Raw genomic sequence first — 23,509 nt, 5'->3', positions numbered from 1 at the left:
TGCTTTTTCATTGGAGGCCCTATGGAACCACATGCGAGTATTTTAGAGATCAAAGGAATCGGCAAGAAAATTGCGGAAAAATTAAATAAAGCCTCCCTATTTACGGTGGAAGATCTCCTGTACACGCTGCCGATTCGCTACGAAGACGGCAGTGAGATGCGGGATTTTGCCCATCCGGATTTCGACAAGCCCGCCACCTATTACGTTCGTCTCGTGGAGAAAAAGCCTCGCCGCTATTTAAAAAAGGGCTTGAACATGCAGACCTTCGTGATTACCGACGGGGCCCGGGAAGGGGAAATGACCTTCTTCAATATGCCCTATTTGGACAAGAGTTTGCGCCTTGGAGGGGATTACTATATTTTCGGAAAACCAAAGTTTTTCAAAGATCGCCTGTCCTTTACCACACCGAAATTTTTCGATGAGACGAAGCGAAAAGAAGCGCTGGCCATCACTCCCATCTATCCCATATTAGGCGGCGTGGGGCAAAAGGCCACGGCAAAATTTATTCAAGAGGCTCTAAAAGAGGTGGCCCTGCCGTCGGTGGTGCCTGAGTACTTGCGGAAGCGCTACGGTCTTATGACGGAGACGGAAGCCCTTCAGGTGCTTCACGGACCGAAAGAGTTAAAGGATGCGAAAGTGGCGCTGCAGTCTTTGATCTTTTCGGAATTTCTCTGTTTTCAATTGGCATTAGGACGCTTCCACCAAAGCAGGAGCGAAGCGGGCTTTTCCATGGCAAAAACCGATTTGGCGGAAGTGATTTTATCGAATCTTCCTTTTGAGCTTACGGAAGGGCAAAAAGAGGCTTGGGACGATATCCGCAAGGACATGGCTTCATCGAGCCGCATGGAGCGATTGGTGCAGGGCGATGTAGGAAGCGGTAAAACCGTCATCGCCTTTCTCGCCATAGCCACTTGTGTGGCCTCCGGCCATCAGGCCCTTTTTATGGCGCCGACGGAAATTCTCGCCAGGCAACACTACGAAGAGGCCTTCGATTTGTTCATGCCTCTCGGCGTGCGGGTAGAGCTTTTGACGGGGAGCACCAAGGAAAGCAAGAAAAAAACCATTCGCGAAAACTTCGAAAGCGGAATCTGCGACGTGATTATCGGCACCCACGCCTTGTTTAACGAAGATTTGAAAAGCGACCGCATCGGCCTCACCATCACCGATGAACAACACCGCTTCGGCGTCATGCAGCGAGAAGCCCTGCAAGAGAAGCAGTCGAAAAGCGACCGTCTGATTATGACGGCGACGCCCATTCCCAGAAGCCTCGGCATTGTCATGTACGGGAATACGAAGATCTCCTCGATTCGAACCATGCCGAAGGGGCGAAAAGCCGTACAGACCACGGTGATTAATGAATCGGGTTTAAAAAACGCCTACGATTTTATGGAGCGCTTTTTAAAAAGCGGACAACAGATTTACGTGGTCTGCCCGCTCATCGAAGAAAACCCGGATTTCCCTCTGCACGCGGCGGAGGCGATCTATAAGTATTTTTCCGAGGATCGCTTTAAAAAGTATGCCGTTGGACTGATGCACGGCGCCCTTTCCTCCGAGGAAAAGAACAGGGTCATGGAAGCCTTCCAAAAAAATGAAGTGCAGATTTTAATCTCCACCACGGTGATCGAAGTAGGCGTCAATGTGGTTAACGCCAATTTGCTCTTTGTCTACGACGCCGATCGCTTCGGCCTCGCCACACTGCATCAGCTTCGGGGCCGCGTGGGCCGCGGGGATCAGGCGGCTTACTGCATTTTGCACAGTGCCAACGACAGCCTGAAGGCCGACGAGCGGCTCCGCATTATGGAACGCTCAGGCGACGGCTTCTACATCGCCGAAGAAGACATGAAGCTTCGTGGCGGCGGCGATTTTTTCGGCACACGGCAATCCGGCACCGTGGAATTTCGCGTCGGCGATCTGTTCGAGAACATGGACATTATGCGCTACGCCAAAGTGGAGGCCGATGCCATCTTACAGGGCGGACACCTCAATGCAGAGGAAGAACCGGATCTTTTAAAGGCGGTGGAGGCCTACGAGGCGCGAACCCAAGGGATATAATTGTTATAGGAAAGAGATTATGCTAAAATTTGAAGGGAAGTGGCCATGCGCGTCATTGCGGGAGAGAAAAAAGGACAACGATTAAAGACGCCGAAAGGCGATCGCATTCGGCCCACGGAAGATCGTATTAAGGAAAATGTGTTTAATCTCCTCTACGGCCCCTTTAGCGGGGTTTCAGTCTTGGATTTATTTTCCGGAACCGGTCATATGGGCATCGAGTTTTTAAGTCGCGGCGCAACATCGGCGTGGTTTTGCGATAATCATCGAGAAAGTATTCGAATTACCCGTGAAAATATAAAGATAACAGGGTATAATGACAAGAGCAGGGTAGTGGAAGGATCATTCGAGCACTGCCTCGAACTTGCCGTGAATGAAGAGATGGCATTCGACTACATATACGTCGATCCTCCCTATGCGAATCGTGATTTTTACGACCGCGCAGCCCAAACCATCGGTGCGCATCGGCTACTGTCTTCAGGCGGTCGCCTGGTATTTGAGGCGCCGAAGGAATATACTTTTTCCCACTACGAGCATTTGGCTTTGGTGCGGGAAAAGACCTATGGTAAGAAAAAAATTTGGATTTATGAAAGTTGTGATTAGGATTTGAAAGTCATTTACGCCGGAAGTTTCGACCCGGTCACCTACGGCCACTTGGATATTATCCGACGGGCAAAAGCCATTTTCGGAGAGGTCGTCGTCGCCGTATTGGATAATAAGAAAAAGCCGGGCTTCTTCACCGTAGACGAGCGGCTGGCGCTGTTGCGAGAGACGCTTAACGGGGAGACGGACATCGAAGTGGATCACTTCGAAGGACTCCTGGTGGATTATGCGAAAAAGAGAAACATTTCTACTGTGGTTCGGGGTTTAAGGTCCAATTCGGATTTCGAAAACGAATACACCGTCGCCATGGCCAACAAAAATTACGGAACCAATTTGGAGACCGTCTTTCTGTTGACGACGCAGGAGCATTTGTTTATCAGCTCTTCCCTCGCCAGGGAAGTGGCTTTGTTTAATGGAGACACGTCGCTTTTTGTGCCGGAAGTGGTAGGAGAAGCAATGAAGAGGAAAGTGAGAGGAAGGTAGCTTATGGAAGTTATGCGTTACATCGAAGATTTGAAAGATTTATTGGAAGTGAGTTCCACCATCCCGTTGACGGGAAAAGTGATGGTCGATAAGGAAGAAGTCAATGAACTTTTAAACCAAATCGAATCTCAATTTCCTCAAGATTTAGCCGAAGCCCAAAGCATTCGCGATCGCAAGGATGAAATAGTCAACGAAGCCAATATGCAGGCAAAACAAATCATTCAGGCGGCCCATGTGGAAGCACAAAAGCTTGTAAATGAAGACGAAATTACCCTCGCCGCTCAAGAACAAGCCAGAGAAATCATGAACCGCGCCGAACTGGAATCGGATCAAATTCGTCTTTCGGCTCGCGACTACGTGGACAGCATGTTGGAAAACACCCAAGTTCACTTGTCCAACATGATTAAAACCATTAACGAAAACAGAAAAGAGCTTTAAAAAAACGGCCTCGCGCCGTTTTTTCTTTGCTTAAAAGCCCCGAAAGTCCCGCCCCATTTTCCCGGCGGTCAAAAAGCTCCATAGATCCGTGGCCTTTTCCTCATAGGCCAAAAACTTTTGATCATCGAGGGTAGACTTTTTCACTTGTTTGAAATTGGAAAGAAGAGTAACGGAGGATTTTTTTGCCGCTCGAAGGTAGTTTTTGCCCGCCTCCGAAAAGGCCAAAACCTGAAAGGTCTGTTGCCTGGCCATGGCATCCTCGATGGATTTTTGATCCATGGCGAGAGAAGCGTGGAGCAGAAGGCGAGCGATGCGCCAGCGGGAATAGCGACGAGTCTTCACCAGCTCCGTAAATTCGCGAAAAGTCGCGGCCTTTCGCATACAAGCTAGTATGCGCTTGTCTAATCCTACTTCGTAGCCGGCCATGGCCGAAAGATCCATGGGAGTTAAAAGCCACAGGCCCCGATAAAATCGGTATAAAGCGTCCGCCAACTCCGTTTCCCTGTACTGAGGCGGGGATCCGGCACAGAATTTTGTCATCTCCCTTACATCGCTCATGGCGCGAATGGCCGATGCGGTGCGTATACGGTCCTTATCGCAGGCGCGCTTCACCATGACGAGGGGAACCTGCGGTGCCAACTGCTTCAAACTTTTATAATAGCCGTAGGCCAATAGGGCATTGGATTGAAACACCTGTCCCCAAGAGGTTTTTTCCACTTCCAAGGCCTGCTTGTACGCTGCGGCGTAGGATGCGCCGCTCTCCATGAAAGCCCTAAGCCGGGAATGAAATTGTTCGGTTTTTTCGTAGTCGTAAATGGCGTGAAAGGTGGTCTCGTCGCCGAACTCCGTGCCGCAAAACACGGCGTCCACAAGGGGCAGCTTACTCGCCACGGCCATGGCCCCGTAGGAAAAATACTCGCCGCCGGAAGTGGCCGACTGCACCGGGTGAGTGATTACCACATCGGCGCCGTTTTCCACAAGGTCGCGGGCTCGGGTAAATTTGTCGGTCACCACAGGCAGGCCCCTCTGCGTAAACGAGGCGCTCATTAAAACCACGACGCCATAGCCGCTTTCTTTGGCCTGCTGTATTAAATAAGTATGGCCGTAATGGAGGGGGTTGGTCTCCGCCACGATAAGTGCATAGGGCATGATTCAATCCTTTTCTTCACTTTTCTTCGATAGAGAACGATTATATGATATAATAACTGCGGTCAAAATGAAAATGCTTAAGGAGGAAACACATGAAAATTTTAGTCATTAACTGTGGCAGCTCTTCTTTGAAATACCAGTTAATCGATATGGAAGATAAGAAGGTTCTCGCAAAAGGCTTAGCGGAACGAATCGGCATTGAAGGCGGCCGCGTAAAATACGAAGCAGCCGGCAAAGATGAAATCGTCATCGAAGAAATGCTCTCCGATCACAAGGCAGCCCTTAAAATCGTCTTAGATTCTCTCAAACACGCCGAATACGGCGCCGTTAAGAGCTTAGACGAAATCGATGCCGTCGGCCACCGCGTCGTCCACGGCGGCGAAGCATTTGCCGAATCGGTGATCATCGACGAAAAGGTCATGAAAGCCATTAACGACAATGTAGAAATCGCACCGCTGCACAATCCGCCGAACATTATCGGTATCGAAGCCTGCAAAGAAATCATGGGCGACATCCCCATGGTCGCAGTATTCGACACGGCTTTCCACCAAACCATTCCGGCATTAAACTACATTTATGCCCTTCCCTACGAATACTACGAAAAATACAAAGTTCGTCGCTACGGCTTCCACGGCACCAGCCACCAATACATTACAGGACGTGCCGCTGAAATGCTCGGTAAAAAGCTCGATGAAGTCAACTTAATTACCTGCCACTTAGGTAATGGCTCCAGCATCAGCGCCGTCGTCGGCGGTAAATGCTACGACACCACCATGGGCTTCACCCCCTTGGAAGGCTTGGCCATGGGTACCCGTACCGGCGACATGGATCCGGCCATCGTTCCCTTTATTATGGACAAAGAAAACCTCTCCACCGACGAAATGTCCAATGTAATGAACAAAAAGAGCGGTGTCTTAGGCATCAGTGGCGTCTCCAGCGACTTCAGAGACTTGGAAGAAGCAGCTGAAAAGGGCAACGATCGCGCACAATTGGCACTGGATATTTTCGAAAACCGCGTCCGCAAATTCATCGGCGCTTATTTAACCGAAATGGATCACTGCGACGGCATCATCTTTACGGCCGGCGTCGGCGAAAACTCCATTTCCACGAGAGAACGGGTTATCGACGGCTTGTCTTCCTTAGGCATTAAGCTCGATCACGATAAAAACAACATGCGCGGCAAAGAAGCCGTCGTCTCAAGCGACGATTCCTCCATTCCCGTTTTGGTTATTCCCACCAACGAAGAATTGAAAATCGCCATGGAAACGGCTAAACTCGTTTAATTTCCTTGACAGGAGACCATTTCTTGTCATATAATAGCTTGCAGCAGTTTTAGAGGTGATACCTTTGCGTAGAGAATTTACTGATTTTTTACAAGGAAGTGACATCCACAAACACGTCGAGGGTCAGCTGATGAAAGAAGACAGTCCGCTTGATTTGGATGGTCTCGATTTCGTGGATCCCGTTGACTACGATATGGACATTTACAAAGTCGACGGCGATTTGGAAGTCGATGTTCGCGTAACCTACGACATTAAAACCCCCTGTGATCGCTGTTTGAAGACGGTGGAAGAAACCATCGACAGTGAATCCCGCGTGGTCGTTACCACAAATGGGGAAGAGGACGACGACGGAAATGTTCTGCTCGTCAGTACACTGGATGAATTCCCTTTGGCGGAAATAGTATTCTCGCAAGTGATAACATCCGTGCCGATCAAGGTTTTGTGTGATGATGATTGCAAGGGACTTTGCCCGGTCTGTGGTGAGGATTTAAACGAACATCCCGATCACCATTGTGAATCGGAAGGCATCAGCCCCTTTGAATCCTTGAAAAATCTATTCGATGAAAAAGCATAAGATAGGGAGGTGTAGACATGGCAGTACCTAAGAGTAAAACTTCGAAACAACGTAAAAACAAGAGACGTGCATCTTCTTATCGTCTGAATAAAACGACTGTCGCTGAGTGCCCCAATTGCCACGAAGCGAAGTTGCCCCACCGTATTTGCCCGAGCTGTGGTTACTACGATGGTAAAGAAGTTATCGCAACTTCTGAAGAAGTATAAGAAAAAAGCTTCCGATTTTTCGGAAGCTTTTCTTGTATTTAAAAGCCCCCGGTTAAGCCGGGGGTTTTGTTTTGGTCACCTTACGGCGTCCTTTTTATGCCCAATTGCCGTCTACAAATATGGGCACTTCATCTCCTTCTAATGTCGTCGCCGTAATCGAAAGATCCGACGTACCTACCATGAAGTCAACATGGATCAAACTGTCGTTGGCGCCTCGCTCTAAAAGAGCCTCACGATCTAAATCGCCGCCGCCCTTTAAATTGGTGGGATAGGCCTTGCCAAGAGCCAAGTGGCAGGAGGCGTTTTCGTCGTAAAGGGTGTTGAAAAACAATTGGTTGCGATTGGAAATAGGCGAGTCGTAGGGAACGAGGGCCACCTCACCTAAGTGGCGAGCCCCTTCATCGGTGTCCAACAACCGTGCCAGCACATCTTTTCCTTTTTCGGCATCGAAATCCACGACCTGTCCGTCTTTAAATCGCAACCAGAAGTGATCGATGACATTGCCGTTGTAAGCCAGGGGCATGGAGGCGTAGACGATGCCGTCGACTCCCATGCGGTGGGGAAGGGTAAAGACTTCTTCCGTAGGAATATTTGCCACAAAGTAGCGACCGTCGGGCAGGGTGGAGCCGCCGCCGGCCCAAATATGGCCTTCGGGTAGCGTGATCGTTAAATCCGTTCCCAAGCTGTTTTTGTAGTGAAGGGAGCGGTACGCGGCCTCGGTGAGCTTTTTGGCCTGTCCGTCCACCGTCGTCGTGTGTTCTTTCCAATCGGCGATGGTTGTTTCAGAGACGCGGGACATGTCGAAAATCGCCTGCCACAAATTTTTTACGGCATTTTCTGTGTCGGCATCGGGATACACTTTCTTCGCCCATGCCTTGGTGGCGATGCCGGCCACCGTCCAGGGATTTTCATCCTTCATAATGGCTTCGGAATAAAAGCGCATGGCTTTTGAACGGCTCATAGAAGCTGCTTGAAGCTTGTGGGGATCGATTTGTTTTAATAAATCGGGATCCGATCCCGTGAAGGACAAAAAGGCGGCGCCGCTGGTAATATAATGGCGGTACAAGGCCGTATCAAAATCATGTACCGTGTTCAATACATCATCGGGCGCGTGTTGGTATTTTAAAAGAGTGAGGTCGTCGTCGGACCAAATGACGCGCACATCGTTAGCGCCTTGGGCGTAGGCCGCTTCGGTACAGGCGACGACCAAGTCCCTTCCCTCGATGGGGCTTCGGATCACTAGATCTTGTCCCTTTTGCAATGCAAGGCCTGTTTTTATTAATAATTCAGCATAAGCATTTAGTTGTTCGTTGAAATTCATAGTTCCTCCTTTTTCTGAAAGTATACCACAATCCGGCGGCGAAAAAGAGGAAAGGATTCTTGCAAGGCCTTGATGGCCATGTTATAATATATCGGTACAAATACGCACACAGCCTCAGAACTTGGCCGTTGCCTAAGGGTCGCCTTGCTCATACGGGCTGTGGAGGAAAAAACATTTGGAGGTAATATGTCTGTAGTATCTATGAAGAGCCTGCTTGAAGCCGGCGTACACTTTGGTCACCAAACCAGAAGATGGAACCCGAAGATGAAGAAATACATCTTCACCGAACGTAACGGTATTTACATTATCGATTTACAAAAAACCGTGGGCAAAATCGAAGAAGCCTACGATTTCGTTCGTGAAACCGCTCAAAACGGCGGACAAGTATTATTTGTCGGTACCAAAAAGCAAGCGCAAGATGCCATCGAAAAAGAAGCAAAGCGTTGCGGAGAATTCTACATTAACCAACGTTGGTTAGGCGGTCTTCTCACCAACTATCAAACCATAAAGAAAAGAATTGCCCGTCTGAAAGATTTAGAAGAAATGGAAACAGACGGACGCTTCGACGTTCTTCCCAAGAAGGAAGTTATCGGCCTTCGTCACGAAAGAGAACGTCTTGAAAAATTCTTAGGCGGCATTAAAGACATGAACGGTCTGCCCGATGTCATGTATGTCGTCGATCCGAAGAAAGAAAATATCGCCGTTAAAGAAGCTCAAAAGCTCGGTATTCCCATCGTCGGTATTCTCGACACCAACTGCGATCCCGATGAATTGGATTTCCCCATCCCCGGCAACGACGACGCCATTCGTGCCGTAAAATTAATTACGGAAACCATGGCCAATGCCGTTCTCGAAGGTAAACAAGGGGCTCAAGACCACGCTGAAGAAGAAGCTGAAGTTGCGGAAGCGCCTGAAGCATCTGAAGAAACTGAAAATCAAATCACGGATAGTGCGGCTGATACAAAAGAACAAGAATAAGGTAAATTATAAGAGTTCTGAGCCATTAGAACTCTTATTTTTTTGAGAGTGCAACTCGTATCTGAAAGGGGACTGTAAAATGGAAATTTCTGCAAAAATGGTAAAAGAATTAAGAGACAAATCCGGCGCAGGCATGATGGACTGCAAAAAGGCATTAAAGGAATCCAACGGTGACATCGATCGCGCCGCCGACATCCTCAGAGAACAAGGCTTAAGCAAGGTCGCCAAGAAGAGCGATCGCATCGCCGCTGAAGGGATTGTCGAAAGCTACATCCACAACAACCGCATCGGCGTACTCATCGAAGTCAACTCCGAAACCGATTTTGTCGCTAAAAACGAAGACTTCAGAGAATTCGTACGCGACATGGCCATGCAAGTTGCCGCCGTCAATCCGAAATACGTTACCCGCGACGAAGTGCCCCAAGCTGAATTGGAACACGAACGTGCCGTATTAAAGGAACAAGCGTTAAATGAAGGTAAACCGGAACACATTGTAGAAAAAATGGTCGAAGGCCGTTTGGAAAAATTCTACAAAGAAATCGTCCTTTTGGATCAACCCTTCATTAAAGACGGCGACAAAACCGTTAACGAATTATTAACCGAACTGATTGCAAAAATCGGCGAAAAGATCAGCATCCGTCGCTTCTGCCGCTATGAAGTCGGCGAAGGCATGGAAAAACGCTCCGAAGACTTTGCAGAAGAAGTCGCAAAGCAAATGCAATAATCGGAACCGGACCATGGAACCTAAATATAAGAGAATCGTCTTAAAACTCAGTGGGGAAGCCATGGCGGGAGAAAAAGGAATCGGTATCGATTCTTCCGTAGTCAGGCTCTTCGCCTCGGAAATTAAACGCATCTCCGAAGCCGGTGTGGAAACCTGCATCGTCGTCGGCGGCGGCAATTTCTGGCGTGGTCGCGACAGCAAGGACATGGACCGTGCTACATCCGATTACATGGGCATGCTGGGCACGGTGATGAATGCATTGGCCCTTCAAGATGCCCTTGAGCAAATGGACGTGGTGACTCGCGTCATGACGGCCATCGAAATGAAGCAGGTGGCAGAGCCCTACATTCGTCGCCGCGCCATTCGCCACTTGGAAAAAGGCCGTGTGGTCATTTTCTCCGGCGGCATCGGCAATCCCTATTTTTCCACGGACACCACGGCAGCCCTTCGCGCAGCGGAAATCGACGCCGAAGTGATTCTGCTGGCGAAAAAAGGCGTCGACGGCATTTACGATTCCGATCCCAACCTCTTCGAAGACGCCGTGAAATTCGACAATTTGTCTTATTTCGATATTTTAAGCAAGAATTTAAAAATTATGGATTCGACAGCCACTTCTCTATGCATGGATAATGAAATTCCCTTGCTTGTCTTTGGCATCGATGAATCGAGCAATCTCTACGATGCGGCCATGGGCAAGGATTTAGGGACCCGTGTGGAATAAGGAGGATTTTGTATGGATTTTAGCGAAATTAAAAAAGAAGTTCAAAGCAAAACGCAAAAGACTGCCGATCGCTTAAAAGAAGAATTGGCATCCATTCGTGCCGGCCGCGCCAATCCCTCTCTTTTAGACCGGATTACCGTGGAAGCCTACGGCCAACAAACGCCTTTAAATCAAGTTGCCGGCATTACGGCGCCGGAAGCGCGTCTGTTGACCATTCAACCGTGGGACGCTTCGTTGATTCCCGCCATTGAAAAGGAAATCTTAAAGTCGGATCTTGGATTAAATCCCTCCAACGACGGTAAATTGATTCGCCTGGCAATTCCCGCTTTGACGGAAGAGCGACGCAAGGACATGATTAAAGTCGTAGGAAAAGATGCCGAACAATCGAAAGTTGCCATTCGTAACATTCGTCGCGAAGCCATTGATTTAATTAAGAAAGCGGAAAAGAACAAGGAAATTTCCGAAGATGACCAAAAAAATTATGAAGAAGAAATTCAAAAGGTCATCGACGATGCGGTCAAAACTATCGACGCCATTGCGAAAGCTAAGGAAGACGAATTACTTGAAATTTAAATACAACTGAATAGGGCCCCTGCGGGGGTTCTTTCTTTTTAGGAGAAATTATGGATTCTGATAAAAAAGCCATGCCCAAACACCTGGGCATCATCATGGACGGCAACGGCCGTTGGGCCAAAAAACGTAATTTGCCCCGAACCTACGGTCATAAAGAGGGCGTAAAGCGGGTATTAGAAGTGGTGAGGGCCTGCTACAAATTAAATATTCCCTACCTTTCCCTCTACGCCTTTTCCACTGAAAACTGGAAGCGACCGGAGCAGGAAGTATCCAACTTAATGTTTCTTTTGCGCACCTTCATCGATCAATACATCGACGAATTGGACGAAAATGGCGTGAAGCTTAATATTATGGGAGACACCTCGGCTTTGGGAGAAAAGACGCAGGCCATGGTCTTAGGTGCCGTACGGCGCACCGAATCCAATAAGGCGCTGACATTAAATATCGGCTTAAATTACGGCGGTCAAGATGAAATCCTTCGCGCCGCAAAGGCATTGGCGCAAAAGGCGAAAGACGGCGAAATCGCCGTTGAAGCCATCAATAAAGAAGCATTCGAAAGGGAACTTTACACGAAAAATCAACCGCCTTTGGATTTATTGATTCGCCCCAGCGGCGAACTTCGGGTCAGCAATTTTATGCTTTGGCAAATGGCCTACGCGGAATTTTGGTTCTCGGACATTTTGTGGCCGGATTTCACGGAGGACACATTAAAGACCGCCATCGACGATTATCAGACCAGGGACCGGCGATTTGGAGGCGTATAATTGAGTAATCTGTTAAAACGAACGATGACGGGTTTGGTGCTGCTCGCCCTCTTAGGGACGATTCTCTTTTTCGGCGGACGTGTGCTGCACTTTGCCGTGCTGTTTTTTTCATTGGTGCTGTGCCACGAATTAATCGGCGCTTTTAAACACAAGGGGAAGGAAATTCCCGAACACTACATTCACTTGGCCTGTGCCTTTCACTTTGTGGTCTTTGAGCGCGGTTGGCCTTGGTTTGTCGCCTTCACCATTCCCTTATTTTTTCTCATTCTCTATTATTTAAAAGAAGATCAATTTACCATCGAAGACATGGGGATTTCAGCCTTAATTCTGATCTATGTGCCCACCTTTTTGTTTCCACTCATGTCATTGGATAAGACAAATTACCTTTACTTAGTCTTTGTCATAGCCATTGCCACGGACACCTTCGCCTATTTGACGGGAATGGCTTTTGGGAAACACAAACTTTGTCCTTCCATCAGTCCGAATAAAACCGTGGAAGGAGCATTGGGCGGCGTTATCGGCGCACTGATCTGCGGACTAATCTACTGTATGGTTGTCGACATTCCGGTTACTTACCTTCACGGTCTGTTTATCGGACTGGCTTCGGTAACGTCACAGCTCGGCGATTTATTTGCATCGAAAATCAAACGCGCCACGGGGATCAAAGACTTCGGGAACTTTTTACCGGGCCATGGTGGATTCATGGATCGCTTCGACAGCATGCTATTAATCATTCCCATGGTTTATATTTTGTACCACTTCGCACTTTAGGAGGTTATATGACGACCCTTTTCGGTTCACTATTTGTCTTTGTACTGATTATCGCCATACACGAATTCGGTCATTTTGCCGTTGCAAAGGCCGTGGGCATTCGCGTCAATGAGTACGCTATCGGCATGGGACCTTTAATTTATAAAAAAGAGACAGAAGAAACACAATACAGCCTGCGGGCCCTGCCCATCGGCGGCTATGTGGCCATGGAAGGGGAGGAGTCGGCATCGGATGACCCTCGGTCGTTTAATAACGCAAGCCTTCTAAAGCGCGCGGCAGTTATTGTAAGCGGCGCCGGCATGAATTTTGTCTTGGCCATCGTCGCCTTTTCCCTTTTTCTCTTAATTACCGGCTATCCCACGCGAACCGTCGACAAGGTGCTTCCCGACTCTCCGGCGGCTACAGCCGGAATTCAAAAAGGGGATGAGATTCGCTCCATTGACGGAAAGCCCATCGAAGACTGGGATCATTTTTCAAAGACCGTGGCCGCTTCTAAAAAGCCCGTAACCATCACCATTCATCGCCAAGGAAAAGACCTCTCTTTTTCCGTAAAGCCCGTGGAAAAAGACGGCCGCTCCATTGTTGGCATTCAGCCTACCAGCGAAAAGCATCCGGCAAAGGCCATTGGCGACGGATTTAAAATGACGGGGAAGGTCATCGTAACGATCTTCGATGTTTTGGGTAAATTATTTACGGGAAGCCTGAGCATCGATAATTTGTCCGGTCCCGTCGGCGTGGTGAAAGTCATCGGCGATTCGGCGAAATACGGTTTTGCCTCCCTTCTTTTTATTACGGCTTATATTTCGGCGAACCTGGGCTTTATGAACCTGCTTCCCATTCCGGCTCTCGACGGCGGAAAACTCGTGTTCCTTTTGATCGAGGGAATCATCGGCAAGCCCTTAAATGAACGAATCGAGCAAGGCCTTTCCGTGGCGAGCTTCGTTTTGCTTTTTGCCCTTATGATTTACGTGACGATTTTCGGCGATATTGCACGATTTATCCACTAGAAAGGACGATGAACTTGTCTAAACATACGAGACAGATTGCTGTCGGCGACGTATTAATCGGCGGCGGCGCTCCGGTAAGCATTCAGTCCATGACCAATACGAAAACAAAGGACGCAATTTCCACCATCGATCAAATTCATCGATTGGAAAAAGCCGGTTGCGACATTATTCGCGTGGCGGTCAACGATTCGGAAGATGCCGAGGCTTTGGACCGAATCATTCCCGCTATTTCCATTCCGGTTATTGCCGACATTCAATTCGACCATCGCTTGGCCCTTTATGCCTTGGAACACGGCGTCCACGGCCTGCGCATCAATCCGGGAAACATCGGCGAGGCATGGAAGGTAAAAGAAGTGGCGGAAGCGGCAAAGGCGCGGAACGTCTCCATTCGTATCGGCGTCAATTCCGGTTCCGTGAAGCCTGCTTTTATTGAAAAATACAGGGGCGTGAATCCGAAGTCCATCGTGGAATCGGCCCTCGATGAAATCGCCACACTGGAAAAATTCGGTTTCGACGCCATTAAGGTCTCCTTAAAATCATCGGACGTGCGTCAGTCCATCGAAAGCTATCGGGAATTTTCCCGCGTCAGCGACTATCCACTTCATCTTGGCATTACCGAAGCCGGCGCCGGCATGAACGGCATCGTCAAATCCTCGGTAGGCATGGGCACCTTACTTGAAGAAGGCATTGGCGATACCATGCGCGTCTCCTTAACAGGGGATCCCGTCGATGAAGTGTACTGCGCCAAGGCCATCCTTCAAAGCCTGGGCTTAAGGCAGGAAGGCATCGACATCGTCGCCTGTCCCACCTGCGGCCGCACGGAAATCGATCTGATTCATTTGGTTGAATCCGCTGAAGACCGCTTTAAGTCTTTAAACTTTGAAGGAAAAATCGCCATTATGGGTTGCCGCGTCAACGGCCCCGGCGAGGCACGAGAAGCGGATTACGGCATTACCGGCGGCAACGGCCGCGGCGTGATCTTCAAAAAAGGCGAAATCGTCAAAACCGTCGAAGAGTCGAAACTCTTAGATGCTTTAATCGAGTTAATAGAAAGGGATCATCGGTGATCGAACAAAACAACCATCCATCAGAGCGTAACCTGATGGATTTTATTTTAGAAAAATCCCTGCCCGTAAAAAAAGTGGTCTATCAGCGGGATAAGTCCGGTATGGCCTTGGTGATGGATTGTGAAGCAGGAGATTGGCGTGAGTCATTTGAATCGCTTCTTACGGCGTGTTATCCAACCTTATCCATCGAAGTGCACTACTTAGAGAAGAAGCGGGAGATGAAAGAGTATTCTGAAGATGAGATCTTTCATTTTCTGAAGACTTCGATTATTTCGTCGGAAGCCTGGCTGGAGAGGGCATGTTTTTCGATGAATGAAAGCCGCATCACCCTAAAAGTCCCCAATGCCACGGTGGAAAAAACCCTTCAGTCCATGGAAATCGAAAATCGATTGGAGGAGTTTACCGGCACACACTACTTTCTGGAATGCGAATGTGCAGCGGGGGAATGTGAATTTAAGGTTTTAGAGGAGATGATCGAAAGCGAGGAATCCGTCTTTTGCGACGATATAAAAATCGAAAGCCCTCCTGTAAAAGACAGGGATAAGGGCGACGAGGTCTACCATTACGGAAAAAATAAATTTGAAGCGCCGACGCCTCTGGCACAATGCCGCGTCGGCGAGATGGTAACCATTATGGGATCGGTTTTTGACTTCGACGAACGACCTGTAAAAAACGACAAAACCCTCTTTATCCTCTCCGTTTACGACGGAACGGACAGCACGAAGGTAAAGGCCTTTGTTAAAAATCAGGAAGCCGAAGCTTTTGCTCGCACCTTCTCCAAGGGAAAGACCGTCTGCATCCACGGGAAGTATGATTTCGACAGCTTCGATCGCACAGAAAGCATTATGGGGCGAAACATGAAGCCATCGTCCGCACAAAAGCGGGAAGATCGAAGCGAAAGAAAGCGGATCGAACTGCACGTTCACACAAAAATGAGCAATATGGACGGCACCAATACCATCGACGAGTTTGCGAAGCAGGCCAAGGCCTGGGGTCACGAGGCCATTGCCATTACCGACGACAATGTGGTACAAGGCTATCCCGATGCCATGAGTGCGGCAAAAAAACACGACATTCGCATTCTCTACGGCGTGGATGCCGATGTGGTCGACGACGAAGAGTGCATCTTTAAAAATCCCGGCGAGGCTCAATACGGAAGTAGCTATGTGGTCTTCGACTTGGAGACCACCGGCTTTTCGCCACGTTTCGACGAAGTGACTGAGATCGGGGCCGTGAAAATTCAAGACGGCCGCATCGTGGATCGCTTTTCCACCTTCGTCAACCCCATGCAACCGATTCCGCCGCGGGTCGTGGAGTTGACCCATATTACAAACGACATGGTGGCAGACGCCGATCCCATCGATGTGGTGCTGCCGCGCTTTGAAGCATTTATCGGCGACAGCATTTTAGTGGCACACAATGCTTCCTTCGACTCCAGATTTATCGAGTTCAGACGAAAGGGGAAGGTGCCTTATGCCACCATCGACACGCTGCTTTTGGCCAGGTCTTTGGATATTCAAGTTAAAAATTATAAATTAGGTACCTTGGCAAAGCGCTTCGGCATTAATCTGCAAGGTGCACACCGCGCCGTGAACGACGCAGAGGCCACGGCGGAATTGTTTATTCAGCTTCAGGCTTTGGCGGCAAAAGTCGGCGTGGAGAAGCCTCAAGATTTGAACCGATTAAAGCCCGAGTCGCCGGAAAAAACCTTCCCGACCAAGCTCACGATTTTCCCGAAAAACCTACAAGGTCTTATGGCCATGTACCATTTAATTTCCGCCTCCCATATGGATCATTTCTTCAGAACGGCACGAATGCTGAAGTCGGAAATTATGAAATCGAAAGAGGACTTTATTCTCGGATCCGGGGGAGAAGAGGGTGAATTAATCGATGCCTACCTGCGCGGCGCCTCCCATGAGGAATTAAAGCACATCGCATCGACCTTGGATTACATTGAAGTGGCGCCCGTTGCGCGCTACGAGCGGGCCTTTGCCGACGGCCTGTTGCGAAGCGAAGAAGACGGACAAGCCATGATCCGCGATCTAATGGAATTAGCCAAAAGCTTGGACATTCCCGTCGTCGCCTCGTCGGACGTTCGTTATATGAATGCTGAAGATGCCGAGTTCTTGGAAATTTTGGAATATTCGAAATTCCGTGGCCGCCCCTTTACAAATGGTAAGGCCTATTTTATGACCACCGAAGAGATGCTTAACGCCTTCTCTTTTTTAGGCGACGATGCCGAGGCCATTGTCATCGACAATCCCAAGATGATTGCAGAAGCCATCGAGGTATTTCCTCCCATTCCTTCGGGAAAATACCCGCCGAAAATTAAAAATGCCGATGTGGATCTCAAGGCCGATGCCTTTAATCGGGCGCGGGAAATCTACGGCGATCCCCTACCGAAAATTGTAGAAGATCGTCTGAACACGGAGCTGGAAAGTATTATCGGAAACGGCTATGCCGTCATGTACAAGATCGCCCAGCAGCTTGTGCAAAAATCCAACGCCGACGGCTATTACGTCGGCTCACGGGGCTCTGTAGGCTCTTCCTTTGTCGCCACCATGACGGGCATTACGGAAGTCAATCCCCTCATGCCCCATTATGTCTGCGGCAAATGCAAGCACAGCGAATTTATCGACGACGGGAAAGTGAGCACCGGATTCGATTTACCAAAGAAAAACTGTCCGGTCTGCGGCGAGCCATTGATTCGCGAAGGTCATAAAATTCCATTCGAAGTCTTTTTGGGTTTTTACGGCGATAAAGAGCCCGACATCGACTTAAACTTCGCAGGGGAATACCAGCCTACCGCCCACAAATTTATCGAAGATTACTTTGGCGAAGGCTTTGTTTTCCGCGCCGGCACCATCGGCACCTTGGCGGAAAAGACCGCCTTCGGGCTGGTCAAAAAGTTTACCGAAGAAAATAATATTCAAAAAAATCCCGTGGAGATCCTGCGTCTGGCCAAGGGCATCGAAGGAGTCAAGCGCACAAGCGGCCAACACCCCGGCGGCATTATGGTGGTGCCGAAGGATGAGGACATTCATCACTTCACCCCCATTCAGTACCCGGCGGATGAAAAGAAGAAGAATGTCATCACCACGCACTTCGACTACCACTCCATTAGTGAAAATATTTTAAAACTTGACATTCTCGGCCACGATGCGCCTACGATTCTTCGTATGTTGGAAGATTTAACCGGCGTAGCCATGGAAGACATTCCCATGGACGATCCCGACGTTATGAGTCTGTTTACATCCGCCGACGCTTTAAAGGTCGACGAGTCCGTTTTCTCGTCGTCTACAGGCACTTTGGGGATTCCCGAGTTCGGCACAGATTTTGTCGTGCGCATGCTTATGGATACGAAGCCCTCTACCTTCGGCGAGCTCGTAAATATTTCAGGCCTTTCCCACGGCACCGACGTATGGACGGGCAATGCACAGGACCTGGTTCACTCCAACAAGGCGACGATTTCCGAAGTCATCAGTACGCGGGAAGATATTATGAACTACTTGATCGTAGCCGGAGCCGAAAATAAAGTGGCCTTCGATACTATGGAGGCCGTGCGTAAAGGACGGGGCCTTCCGGAAAAATACATGGACGTGTTGAAGACCTTGGATGTACCGAGTTGGTACTTTGAAAGTTGCGAAAAGATCAAGTACATGTTTCCCCGCGCCCACGCCGTGGCCTACGTCATGACCAGTCTGCGCATTGCTTGGTACAAGGTCCACTACCCTCTGGCCTTTTACGCTGCTTACTTCACCACAAAGCTTTCGGATCTAAACGGCGATATTTTGGTCCAAGGCTTTGATGCCGTCAAGAAGCGTGTGGAATGGATCGAGGGAAATGACGAGGCGACAAAAGCGGAATTATCGGAAATTCCCATTTTAAAAGTTGTACTGGAAATGATGGCGCGAGGCTTTGAATTCGAGCCCATCCATTTAGGCGCATCCCACTACTCGAAATTTTCCGTCTACGAAGGCAAGGTGCTTTTGCCCATTAGCTCCCTTCAGGGAATCGGGCACACGGTGGCCAAAGAAATCTACAAGGCCATGAACGAACAAGCCTTTCTTTCCGTAGAAGACATGGTTAAACGAAGCGGCGCGTCGAAAACCGTCGTGGAAACCCTAAAGGCCCACGGCGCCCTCGACGGAATCCCGAAAGATAACCAGTTAAGCCTGCTGGATCTTATTGGCGATAGTGGCAAAATGTGATATACTAAAGAAAAGATAGACGAGTAGAACTAGAGTGGGTCCACCACTCTAGTTTTTTATGGGAGGTGAGTTCTTGAAACATTCTCAGGTACGCGCGATTGTATCGGAGGCGGCGGAAAAAGCGGCCACCGAACGAGAGTATGAAGTGGTGGAAGTCGACATCACCAATAAAAATCCGTCGCGCATCATAATCACGGTGTATCATCCCGACGGGGTGCAAATCGACGACTGTGCCGATATATCCCGGGCTGTAGGAGACATGATCGACGACAAGGATTTATTCGAAGGGAAGTACACCCTGGAGGTTCAATCTCCGGGATTGGATCGGCCCATTCGAACGAAAGATGATTACCGCAGGAATATGGGGAAAAAGGTCGAGGTTCACCTGTACAAAAAAGTAAACGACCAAAAAGAATATGTAGGTATTTTAGCGGATTACGGCGATGACACCGTGGCTATCCGCACAGAAGATGGAACAATTGTCACCTTTGATTCAAACTCCATCTCATTAATGCGACAGGTCATTGAATTTTAGGAGGCAAAGAAAAAACAATGAATGAAGAGTTTATTTTAGCTCTGAAGCAATTAGAAAGCGAAAAAGGCATTCCGGAAGAAGTCATTATCGAAGCATTGGAAACGGCACTGATGTCCAGCTACAAGAAGAATTTCGGCACATCGCAAAATGTGATTGTTGAAATTAATCGCGACACGGGAGAAATTTCCCTGGCTGCCGAAAAAGAAGTGGTCGATGAAGTTTTTGACGAAAACACGGAAATTGCCGTAGAAGATGCCCGATTAGAAAATCCAAGGCTTGAAATCGGCGATGTTTACTACGAAAAAATCGATCCGGAAAAATTCGGTCGAATTGCCGCACAAACGGCGAGACAAGTCGTGATTCAGCGAATTAAAGACGCCGAGCGAGAAGTCATTTACGACGACTACGCCGATAGGGAAAATGAAATCATTACCTGCGACGTACAAAGAGTCACCAAAGGCAATGTCTTCGTGGATTTAGGAAAGACCGAAGCGATTTTGCCCGTATCGGAGCAAATTCAAGGAGAAACCTACCGCCAAGGCGATCGCTACAAAATGCTTGTCTTGGAAGTCAACAAGCAGCCGAAAGGGCCGCAAATCGTGCTCTCTAGAAGCCATCCGAATTTGGTACGACGCCTCTTTGAGCTGGAAGTGCCTGAAATTCACGACGGCATCGTAGAAATTTTCTCCATCGCGAGAGAAGCGGGAAGCCGCACGAAGATCGCCGTGTTCAGTAAGGACGATGAGGTGGATCCCTTGGGCGCCTGCGTCGGCTTTAAAGGCAGCCGCGTCAAGACCATCGTCGACGAATTGCACGATGAAAAAATCGATATCGTCATTTGGGAATCGGACATTGCGGCATTTATCGGCAATGCGCTGAGCCCGTCAAAAGTTGTCGAGGTCTTCATTAATCAGCGCGAAAAATCAGCCATGGTCGTGGTACCGGATTATCAACTGTCCCTGGCCATCGGTAAAGAAGGCCAAAACGCGCGATTAGCGGCGAAGTTAACCAATTGGAAAATCGATATAAAATCCGAAACCCAATTCGAAGAATACTTGGATTCCCTGGGTATGGATGCGGAAGATTTTAAAACATATTTTGAAAACACTCAGACCTCGGTAGCGGAAGAGTCGGTTATTAACGATGAAACGGCCGACGAAAAACCCGTAGCCCATGAGGCAGATAATTTTGCCAGTATCGGCGGTTTAACGGGCATGGATTTATCGGAATTGTTCCAAGATGCGCAAAAGGCACCGGAAGAGGCATCCGATGACAGCGAGGTTGAAGCGGAAGATGTGGAGTAGGATGAGTAAGAGGATTCATCAATGAACAAGCAGAAGAAAGTTCCCTTGCGCAAATGCGTCGGGTGTTTTGAATCGAAGCCGAAAAACGAGCTCACAAGAATCGTAAAAAATAAAGAACAAGAGGTTTTTATAGATGAAACAGGAAAAGCAAACGGCAGAGGCGCTTATGTTTGTAAAGATATAAAGTGTTTAAATAAGGCGATTAAATCAAAGGCCATTGCCAAGGCATTGGGTAAAGACTTGTCCGAAGAGGCAATAGAATCGCTCCGTCAATCACTTTCAGATCTATAGACCCCTTATACTAAGGAGGTGTTCTCATGTCCAACAAGAGAGTTTATACGGTTGCTAAAGAATTTGGCATGGCCAGCAAGGATTTAATGGAAATTCTGGCGCAGGCAAATATAAACGTGAAAAGTCACATGAGTACTTTAACTGAAGAGCAGCAGAAGGATCTTTTAAGCTTTATCCGTAAGGCGCAAAATGCGCAAAGTGCACAACAGCCCGGCGAAGAAAAAGCGGAAAAGAAAGAGCCCGAAAGAGAAGAACGACCGGAGAAAAAGAAAAAAGCGGAGGCGTCGTCTGAAAAAGAAGCTGCGCCTGTAAAGAGTGAAAAGAAGCCGCAGAAAGTAGAAAAGAAACCGGAAAAAGCCGAAGTAAAGCGCAAGGCACCGAAATCTCATAAGAAAGCGGCACAAGAAAAAGCGAATGATATGCCGGCGTCCACACGCAAAGAGCCTGCGAAGAGTGCGCCTGTTACCGACGTTCACGAAGAAAAACAATTCATGGACGGAACGGGCGGAAAACATTCGGATAAAAAGAAAAGTAAGAAGAAAAAGCAAAAAGAAGCAAAAAAATCGCGTAATAACGAACAAAGCGGCGCACGTAATCAAGATTTTGAGAAGCCGAAAGCGCCGAAGAAAAAGTCGAGAAGTCAGAAGCGTAAAGAGCGTATGGCAAAGGAAGATGTAAAGGGGGACGGGGCTATCAAGATCAAGGCACCGTTAACGGTGAAGGAATTTGCTGACACAGTCGGCATCAGCTTGGCACAAGTTATAACGAAGTTAATCGGTTTAGGTGTTATGGCGACACAAAACGAATCCATCGATCGGGATGTCATTGAAATTTTAGCCGACGAACTCGCCATCGAAATCGAATTTATTTCCGAATCGGATTCGAACATCGAAGAAATCTACAATTTGGATCAGGAAGATCCCGAGGAAAGCCTGGTTGAAAGACCGCCGGTTGTTACGGTTATGGGCCACGTCGACCACGGAAAGACCTCGATTTTGGACGTCATTAAAAAGAGCCATGTTACGGCGTCGGAAGCCGGCGGCATTACGCAACACATCGGTGCTTACCAAGTATCCGCAAACGGTAAGCTCATTACTTTTTTGGATACGCCGGGCCACGAAGCCTTCACGGCCATGCGCTCCAGAGGGGCTTCCATTACGGACATCGCCATCCTCGTGGTCGCTGCAGATGACGGCGTCATGCCTCAAACGAGGGAAGCCATTCACCACGCAAAGGCTGCAGGCGTACCAATTATCGTCGCCATTAATAAGATCGACCGCGATGGCGCCAATCCCGACCGCGTGCGCCAAGAGCTCACCGAAGAAGGCTTGGTCTGCGAAGATTGGGGCGGCGACACCATCATGGTGGAAGTATCCGCCAAGACGAAGGAAGGGATTCCCGAGCTATTAGACATGGTGCTTCTCGTGGCAGAAGTGCTTGAGCTGAAGGCCAATCCCGATCGCTTAGCCATCGGCACCATTGTGGAAGCCCGCCTCGACAAGGGCAAAGGCCCCATGGCCACGATCCTCGTGCAAAAAGGTACTTTAACCGGCGACAGCTACATCGTCAGCGGCACCTGCTACGGACACATTCGCGCCATGACCGACGACAAGAAGAAACGCTTGAAGACGGCAGGCCCTGCGACTCCGGTTGTGGTATTAGGTCTCGACGGCGTTCCCAATGCAGGGGATACAGTCTATGCCGTTCAAGGCGAAAAGACCGCACGAGAAATCGCAGCGCGAAACATCGCACACGAAAGAGAAGAAAAACTGGCGTCTAAGAACAAAGTCTCTTTGAACAACCTCTTTGACAAGATTAAAGAAGGGGAGCTTAAGGATCTGAACTTGGTTGTGAAGGCGGATGTAAAGGGTACGGTTGAAGCCCTGACTCAATCTTTGTTGAAATTAAACGACAACGAAGAAGTAGACGAAGTACAAGTCAACATCATTCACTCGGGTACCGGCGGGATTAATGAAAGTGACATTAACCTGGCTTCCGCATCCAACGCCTTGGTCATCGGCTTCAATGTTCGCCCGAACATTAATGCCATCGAGCTGGCCAAGCAAGAAGAAGTGGATGTGCGCACCTACCGCGTCATTTACGATATTTTAAACGACGTGAAAAATGCCATTAGCGGCATGATGACGCCGGAAATTACCGAAGAAGTCTTGGGACGCTGCGAAGTAAGAGAAACCTTCAAGCTTCCTTCCAACGACATCGTCGCCGGTATTTACGTCCTCAAGGGAAAAATTGCACGAAAAGCATTTGTCAAAGTCTTGCGCGACGACGTCATTATTCACGAAGGCCCCATCTCCTCTTTGAAGCGCTTCCAAGATGACGCCAAGGAAATCGCCCAAGGCTACGAAGGCGGCCTTATGGTTGAAAACTTCAACGACATTCAAGTCAACGACTTGTTGGAATGCTATATCGAAAAAGAAATTAAGAAGGAAATTTAAT

At 48.7% G+C, this 23,509-nt stretch carries 22 protein-coding genes; 20 read left to right on the top strand and 2 right to left on the bottom strand.

Annotated features, from left to right (window positions below; translation table 11 throughout):
* Positions 1-21: 21 nt before the first annotated feature.
* Genes recG through WKT05_RS04205 form a run of 4 tightly spaced genes read left to right on the top strand, consistent with a single transcriptional unit; the run spans position 22 to position 3,573 of the window.
* A complete protein-coding gene (gene recG / locus WKT05_RS04220) occupies positions 22-2,052 on the top strand; it encodes an ATP-dependent DNA helicase RecG (protein WP_340413029.1) in 2,031 nt (676 codons plus the stop codon).
* A gap of 45 nt (positions 2,053-2,097) precedes the next feature.
* Complete coding sequence (rsmD, locus tag WKT05_RS04215; protein WP_215508541.1) at positions 2,098-2,652, top strand: 16S rRNA (guanine(966)-N(2))-methyltransferase RsmD; 555 nt, start codon at positions 2,098-2,100, stop codon at positions 2,650-2,652.
* Positions 2,653-2,655: 3 nt separating this feature from the next.
* Positions 2,656-3,135, top strand: coding sequence for a pantetheine-phosphate adenylyltransferase (coaD, locus tag WKT05_RS04210; protein ID WP_340413028.1), 480 nt, complete (start codon positions 2,656-2,658; stop codon positions 3,133-3,135).
* A 3-nt stretch (positions 3,136-3,138) separates the two neighbouring features.
* On the top strand, positions 3,139-3,573 hold the full coding sequence (locus tag WKT05_RS04205; RefSeq protein ID WP_340413027.1) for an ATPase: 435 nt from the start codon (positions 3,139-3,141) through the stop codon (positions 3,571-3,573).
* A gap of 30 nt (positions 3,574-3,603) precedes the next feature.
* On the opposite strand, the gene WKT05_RS04200 is transcribed toward WKT05_RS04205, so the two are convergent.
* Positions 3,604-4,722: a nucleotidyltransferase family protein gene (locus WKT05_RS04200; RefSeq protein WP_340413026.1), complete on the bottom strand. Its 1,119-nt coding sequence runs from the start codon at positions 4,720-4,722 to the stop codon at positions 3,604-3,606.
* Between the two features lie 92 nt (positions 4,723-4,814).
* Between WKT05_RS04200 and WKT05_RS04195 the strand changes: the two genes are divergently transcribed.
* The 3 genes from WKT05_RS04195 to rpmF all read left to right on the top strand — a co-directional run bounded on the left by WKT05_RS04195 (position 4,815) and on the right by rpmF (position 6,785).
* Positions 4,815-6,005, top strand: a complete 1,191-nt coding sequence (locus tag WKT05_RS04195; RefSeq protein ID WP_340413025.1) for an acetate kinase — start codon at positions 4,815-4,817, stop codon at positions 6,003-6,005.
* 64 nt (positions 6,006-6,069) lie between these two features.
* Positions 6,070-6,579, top strand: a complete 510-nt coding sequence (locus tag WKT05_RS04190) for a YceD family protein (protein WP_340413024.1) — start codon at positions 6,070-6,072, stop codon at positions 6,577-6,579.
* 17 nt (positions 6,580-6,596) lie between these two features.
* Positions 6,597-6,785 (top strand): 50S ribosomal protein L32, encoded by a 189-nt coding sequence (rpmF, locus tag WKT05_RS04185; RefSeq protein WP_077075207.1) that lies wholly within the window; start codon positions 6,597-6,599, stop codon positions 6,783-6,785.
* Between the two features lie 94 nt (positions 6,786-6,879).
* On the opposite strand, the gene WKT05_RS04180 is transcribed toward rpmF, so the two are convergent.
* Entirely contained in the window at positions 6,880-8,106 is a 1,227-nt protein-coding gene (locus WKT05_RS04180) for an aminopeptidase (protein ID WP_340413022.1), read from the bottom strand.
* A 186-nt stretch (positions 8,107-8,292) separates the two neighbouring features.
* On the opposite strand from WKT05_RS04180, the gene rpsB reads away from it, so the two are divergent.
* The 13 genes from rpsB (at position 8,293) to infB (ending at position 23,508) form a co-directional block, all read left to right on the top strand.
* Positions 8,293-9,084: a 30S ribosomal protein S2 gene (rpsB, locus tag WKT05_RS04175; protein ID WP_215508534.1), complete on the top strand. Its 792-nt coding sequence runs from the start codon at positions 8,293-8,295 to the stop codon at positions 9,082-9,084.
* Positions 9,085-9,163: 79 nt separating this feature from the next.
* Positions 9,164-9,808, top strand: coding sequence for a translation elongation factor Ts (gene tsf, locus WKT05_RS04170; protein ID WP_215508533.1), 645 nt, complete (start codon positions 9,164-9,166; stop codon positions 9,806-9,808).
* Positions 9,809-9,821: 13 nt separating this feature from the next.
* On the top strand, positions 9,822-10,529 hold the full coding sequence (pyrH, locus tag WKT05_RS04165) for a UMP kinase (protein WP_340413021.1): 708 nt from the start codon (positions 9,822-9,824) through the stop codon (positions 10,527-10,529).
* A gap of 12 nt (positions 10,530-10,541) precedes the next feature.
* Positions 10,542-11,102 (top strand): ribosome recycling factor, encoded by a 561-nt coding sequence (gene frr, locus WKT05_RS04160; protein ID WP_215508531.1) that lies wholly within the window; start codon positions 10,542-10,544, stop codon positions 11,100-11,102.
* A gap of 50 nt (positions 11,103-11,152) precedes the next feature.
* Entirely contained in the window at positions 11,153-11,866 is a 714-nt protein-coding gene (locus WKT05_RS04155) for an isoprenyl transferase (RefSeq protein ID WP_340413020.1), read from the top strand.
* Positions 11,867-12,637 (top strand): phosphatidate cytidylyltransferase, encoded by a 771-nt coding sequence (locus tag WKT05_RS04150; RefSeq protein WP_340413019.1) that lies wholly within the window; start codon positions 11,867-11,869, stop codon positions 12,635-12,637. It begins immediately after the preceding gene.
* A gap of 8 nt (positions 12,638-12,645) precedes the next feature.
* On the top strand, positions 12,646-13,644 hold the full coding sequence (rseP, locus tag WKT05_RS04145) for an RIP metalloprotease RseP (protein ID WP_340413018.1): 999 nt from the start codon (positions 12,646-12,648) through the stop codon (positions 13,642-13,644).
* An 8-nt stretch (positions 13,645-13,652) separates the two neighbouring features.
* Positions 13,653-14,711 carry a flavodoxin-dependent (E)-4-hydroxy-3-methylbut-2-enyl-diphosphate synthase gene (gene ispG, locus WKT05_RS04140; RefSeq protein WP_340413017.1) on the top strand — a complete coding sequence of 353 codons (1,059 nt, stop codon included), beginning with the start codon at positions 13,653-13,655 and terminating at the stop codon, positions 14,709-14,711.
* Complete coding sequence (locus WKT05_RS04135; RefSeq protein WP_340413016.1) at positions 14,708-18,922, top strand: PolC-type DNA polymerase III; 4,215 nt, start codon at positions 14,708-14,710, stop codon at positions 18,920-18,922. The genes ispG and WKT05_RS04135 overlap by 4 nt, the downstream gene beginning before the upstream one ends.
* 73 nt (positions 18,923-18,995) lie before the next feature.
* Complete coding sequence (rimP, locus tag WKT05_RS04130; RefSeq protein ID WP_215508525.1) at positions 18,996-19,457, top strand: ribosome maturation factor RimP; 462 nt, start codon at positions 18,996-18,998, stop codon at positions 19,455-19,457.
* Between the two features lie 17 nt (positions 19,458-19,474).
* The gene (gene nusA, locus WKT05_RS04125) at positions 19,475-20,761 is read left to right on the top strand and encodes a transcription termination factor NusA (RefSeq protein ID WP_340413015.1); all 1,287 of its coding nucleotides are present in this window, start codon (positions 19,475-19,477) and stop codon (positions 20,759-20,761) included.
* 21 nt (positions 20,762-20,782) lie between these two features.
* Entirely contained in the window at positions 20,783-21,052 is a 270-nt protein-coding gene (gene rnpM / locus WKT05_RS04120; RefSeq protein ID WP_340413014.1) for an RNase P modulator RnpM, read from the top strand.
* A 26-nt stretch (positions 21,053-21,078) separates the two neighbouring features.
* Entirely contained in the window at positions 21,079-23,508 is a 2,430-nt protein-coding gene (gene infB / locus WKT05_RS04115; protein ID WP_340413013.1) for a translation initiation factor IF-2, read from the top strand.
* Position 23,509 lies beyond the last annotated feature (1 nt).

It is taken from the genome of Peptoniphilus sp. HCN-40583 (assembly GCF_037892835.1).
Classification (GTDB): Bacteria; Bacillota; Clostridia; order Tissierellales; family Peptoniphilaceae; genus Aedoeadaptatus; species Aedoeadaptatus rachelemmaiella.
The sequence above is the reverse complement of the archived record's forward strand: the minus strand, read 5'-3'. Positions and strand labels throughout refer to the sequence as shown.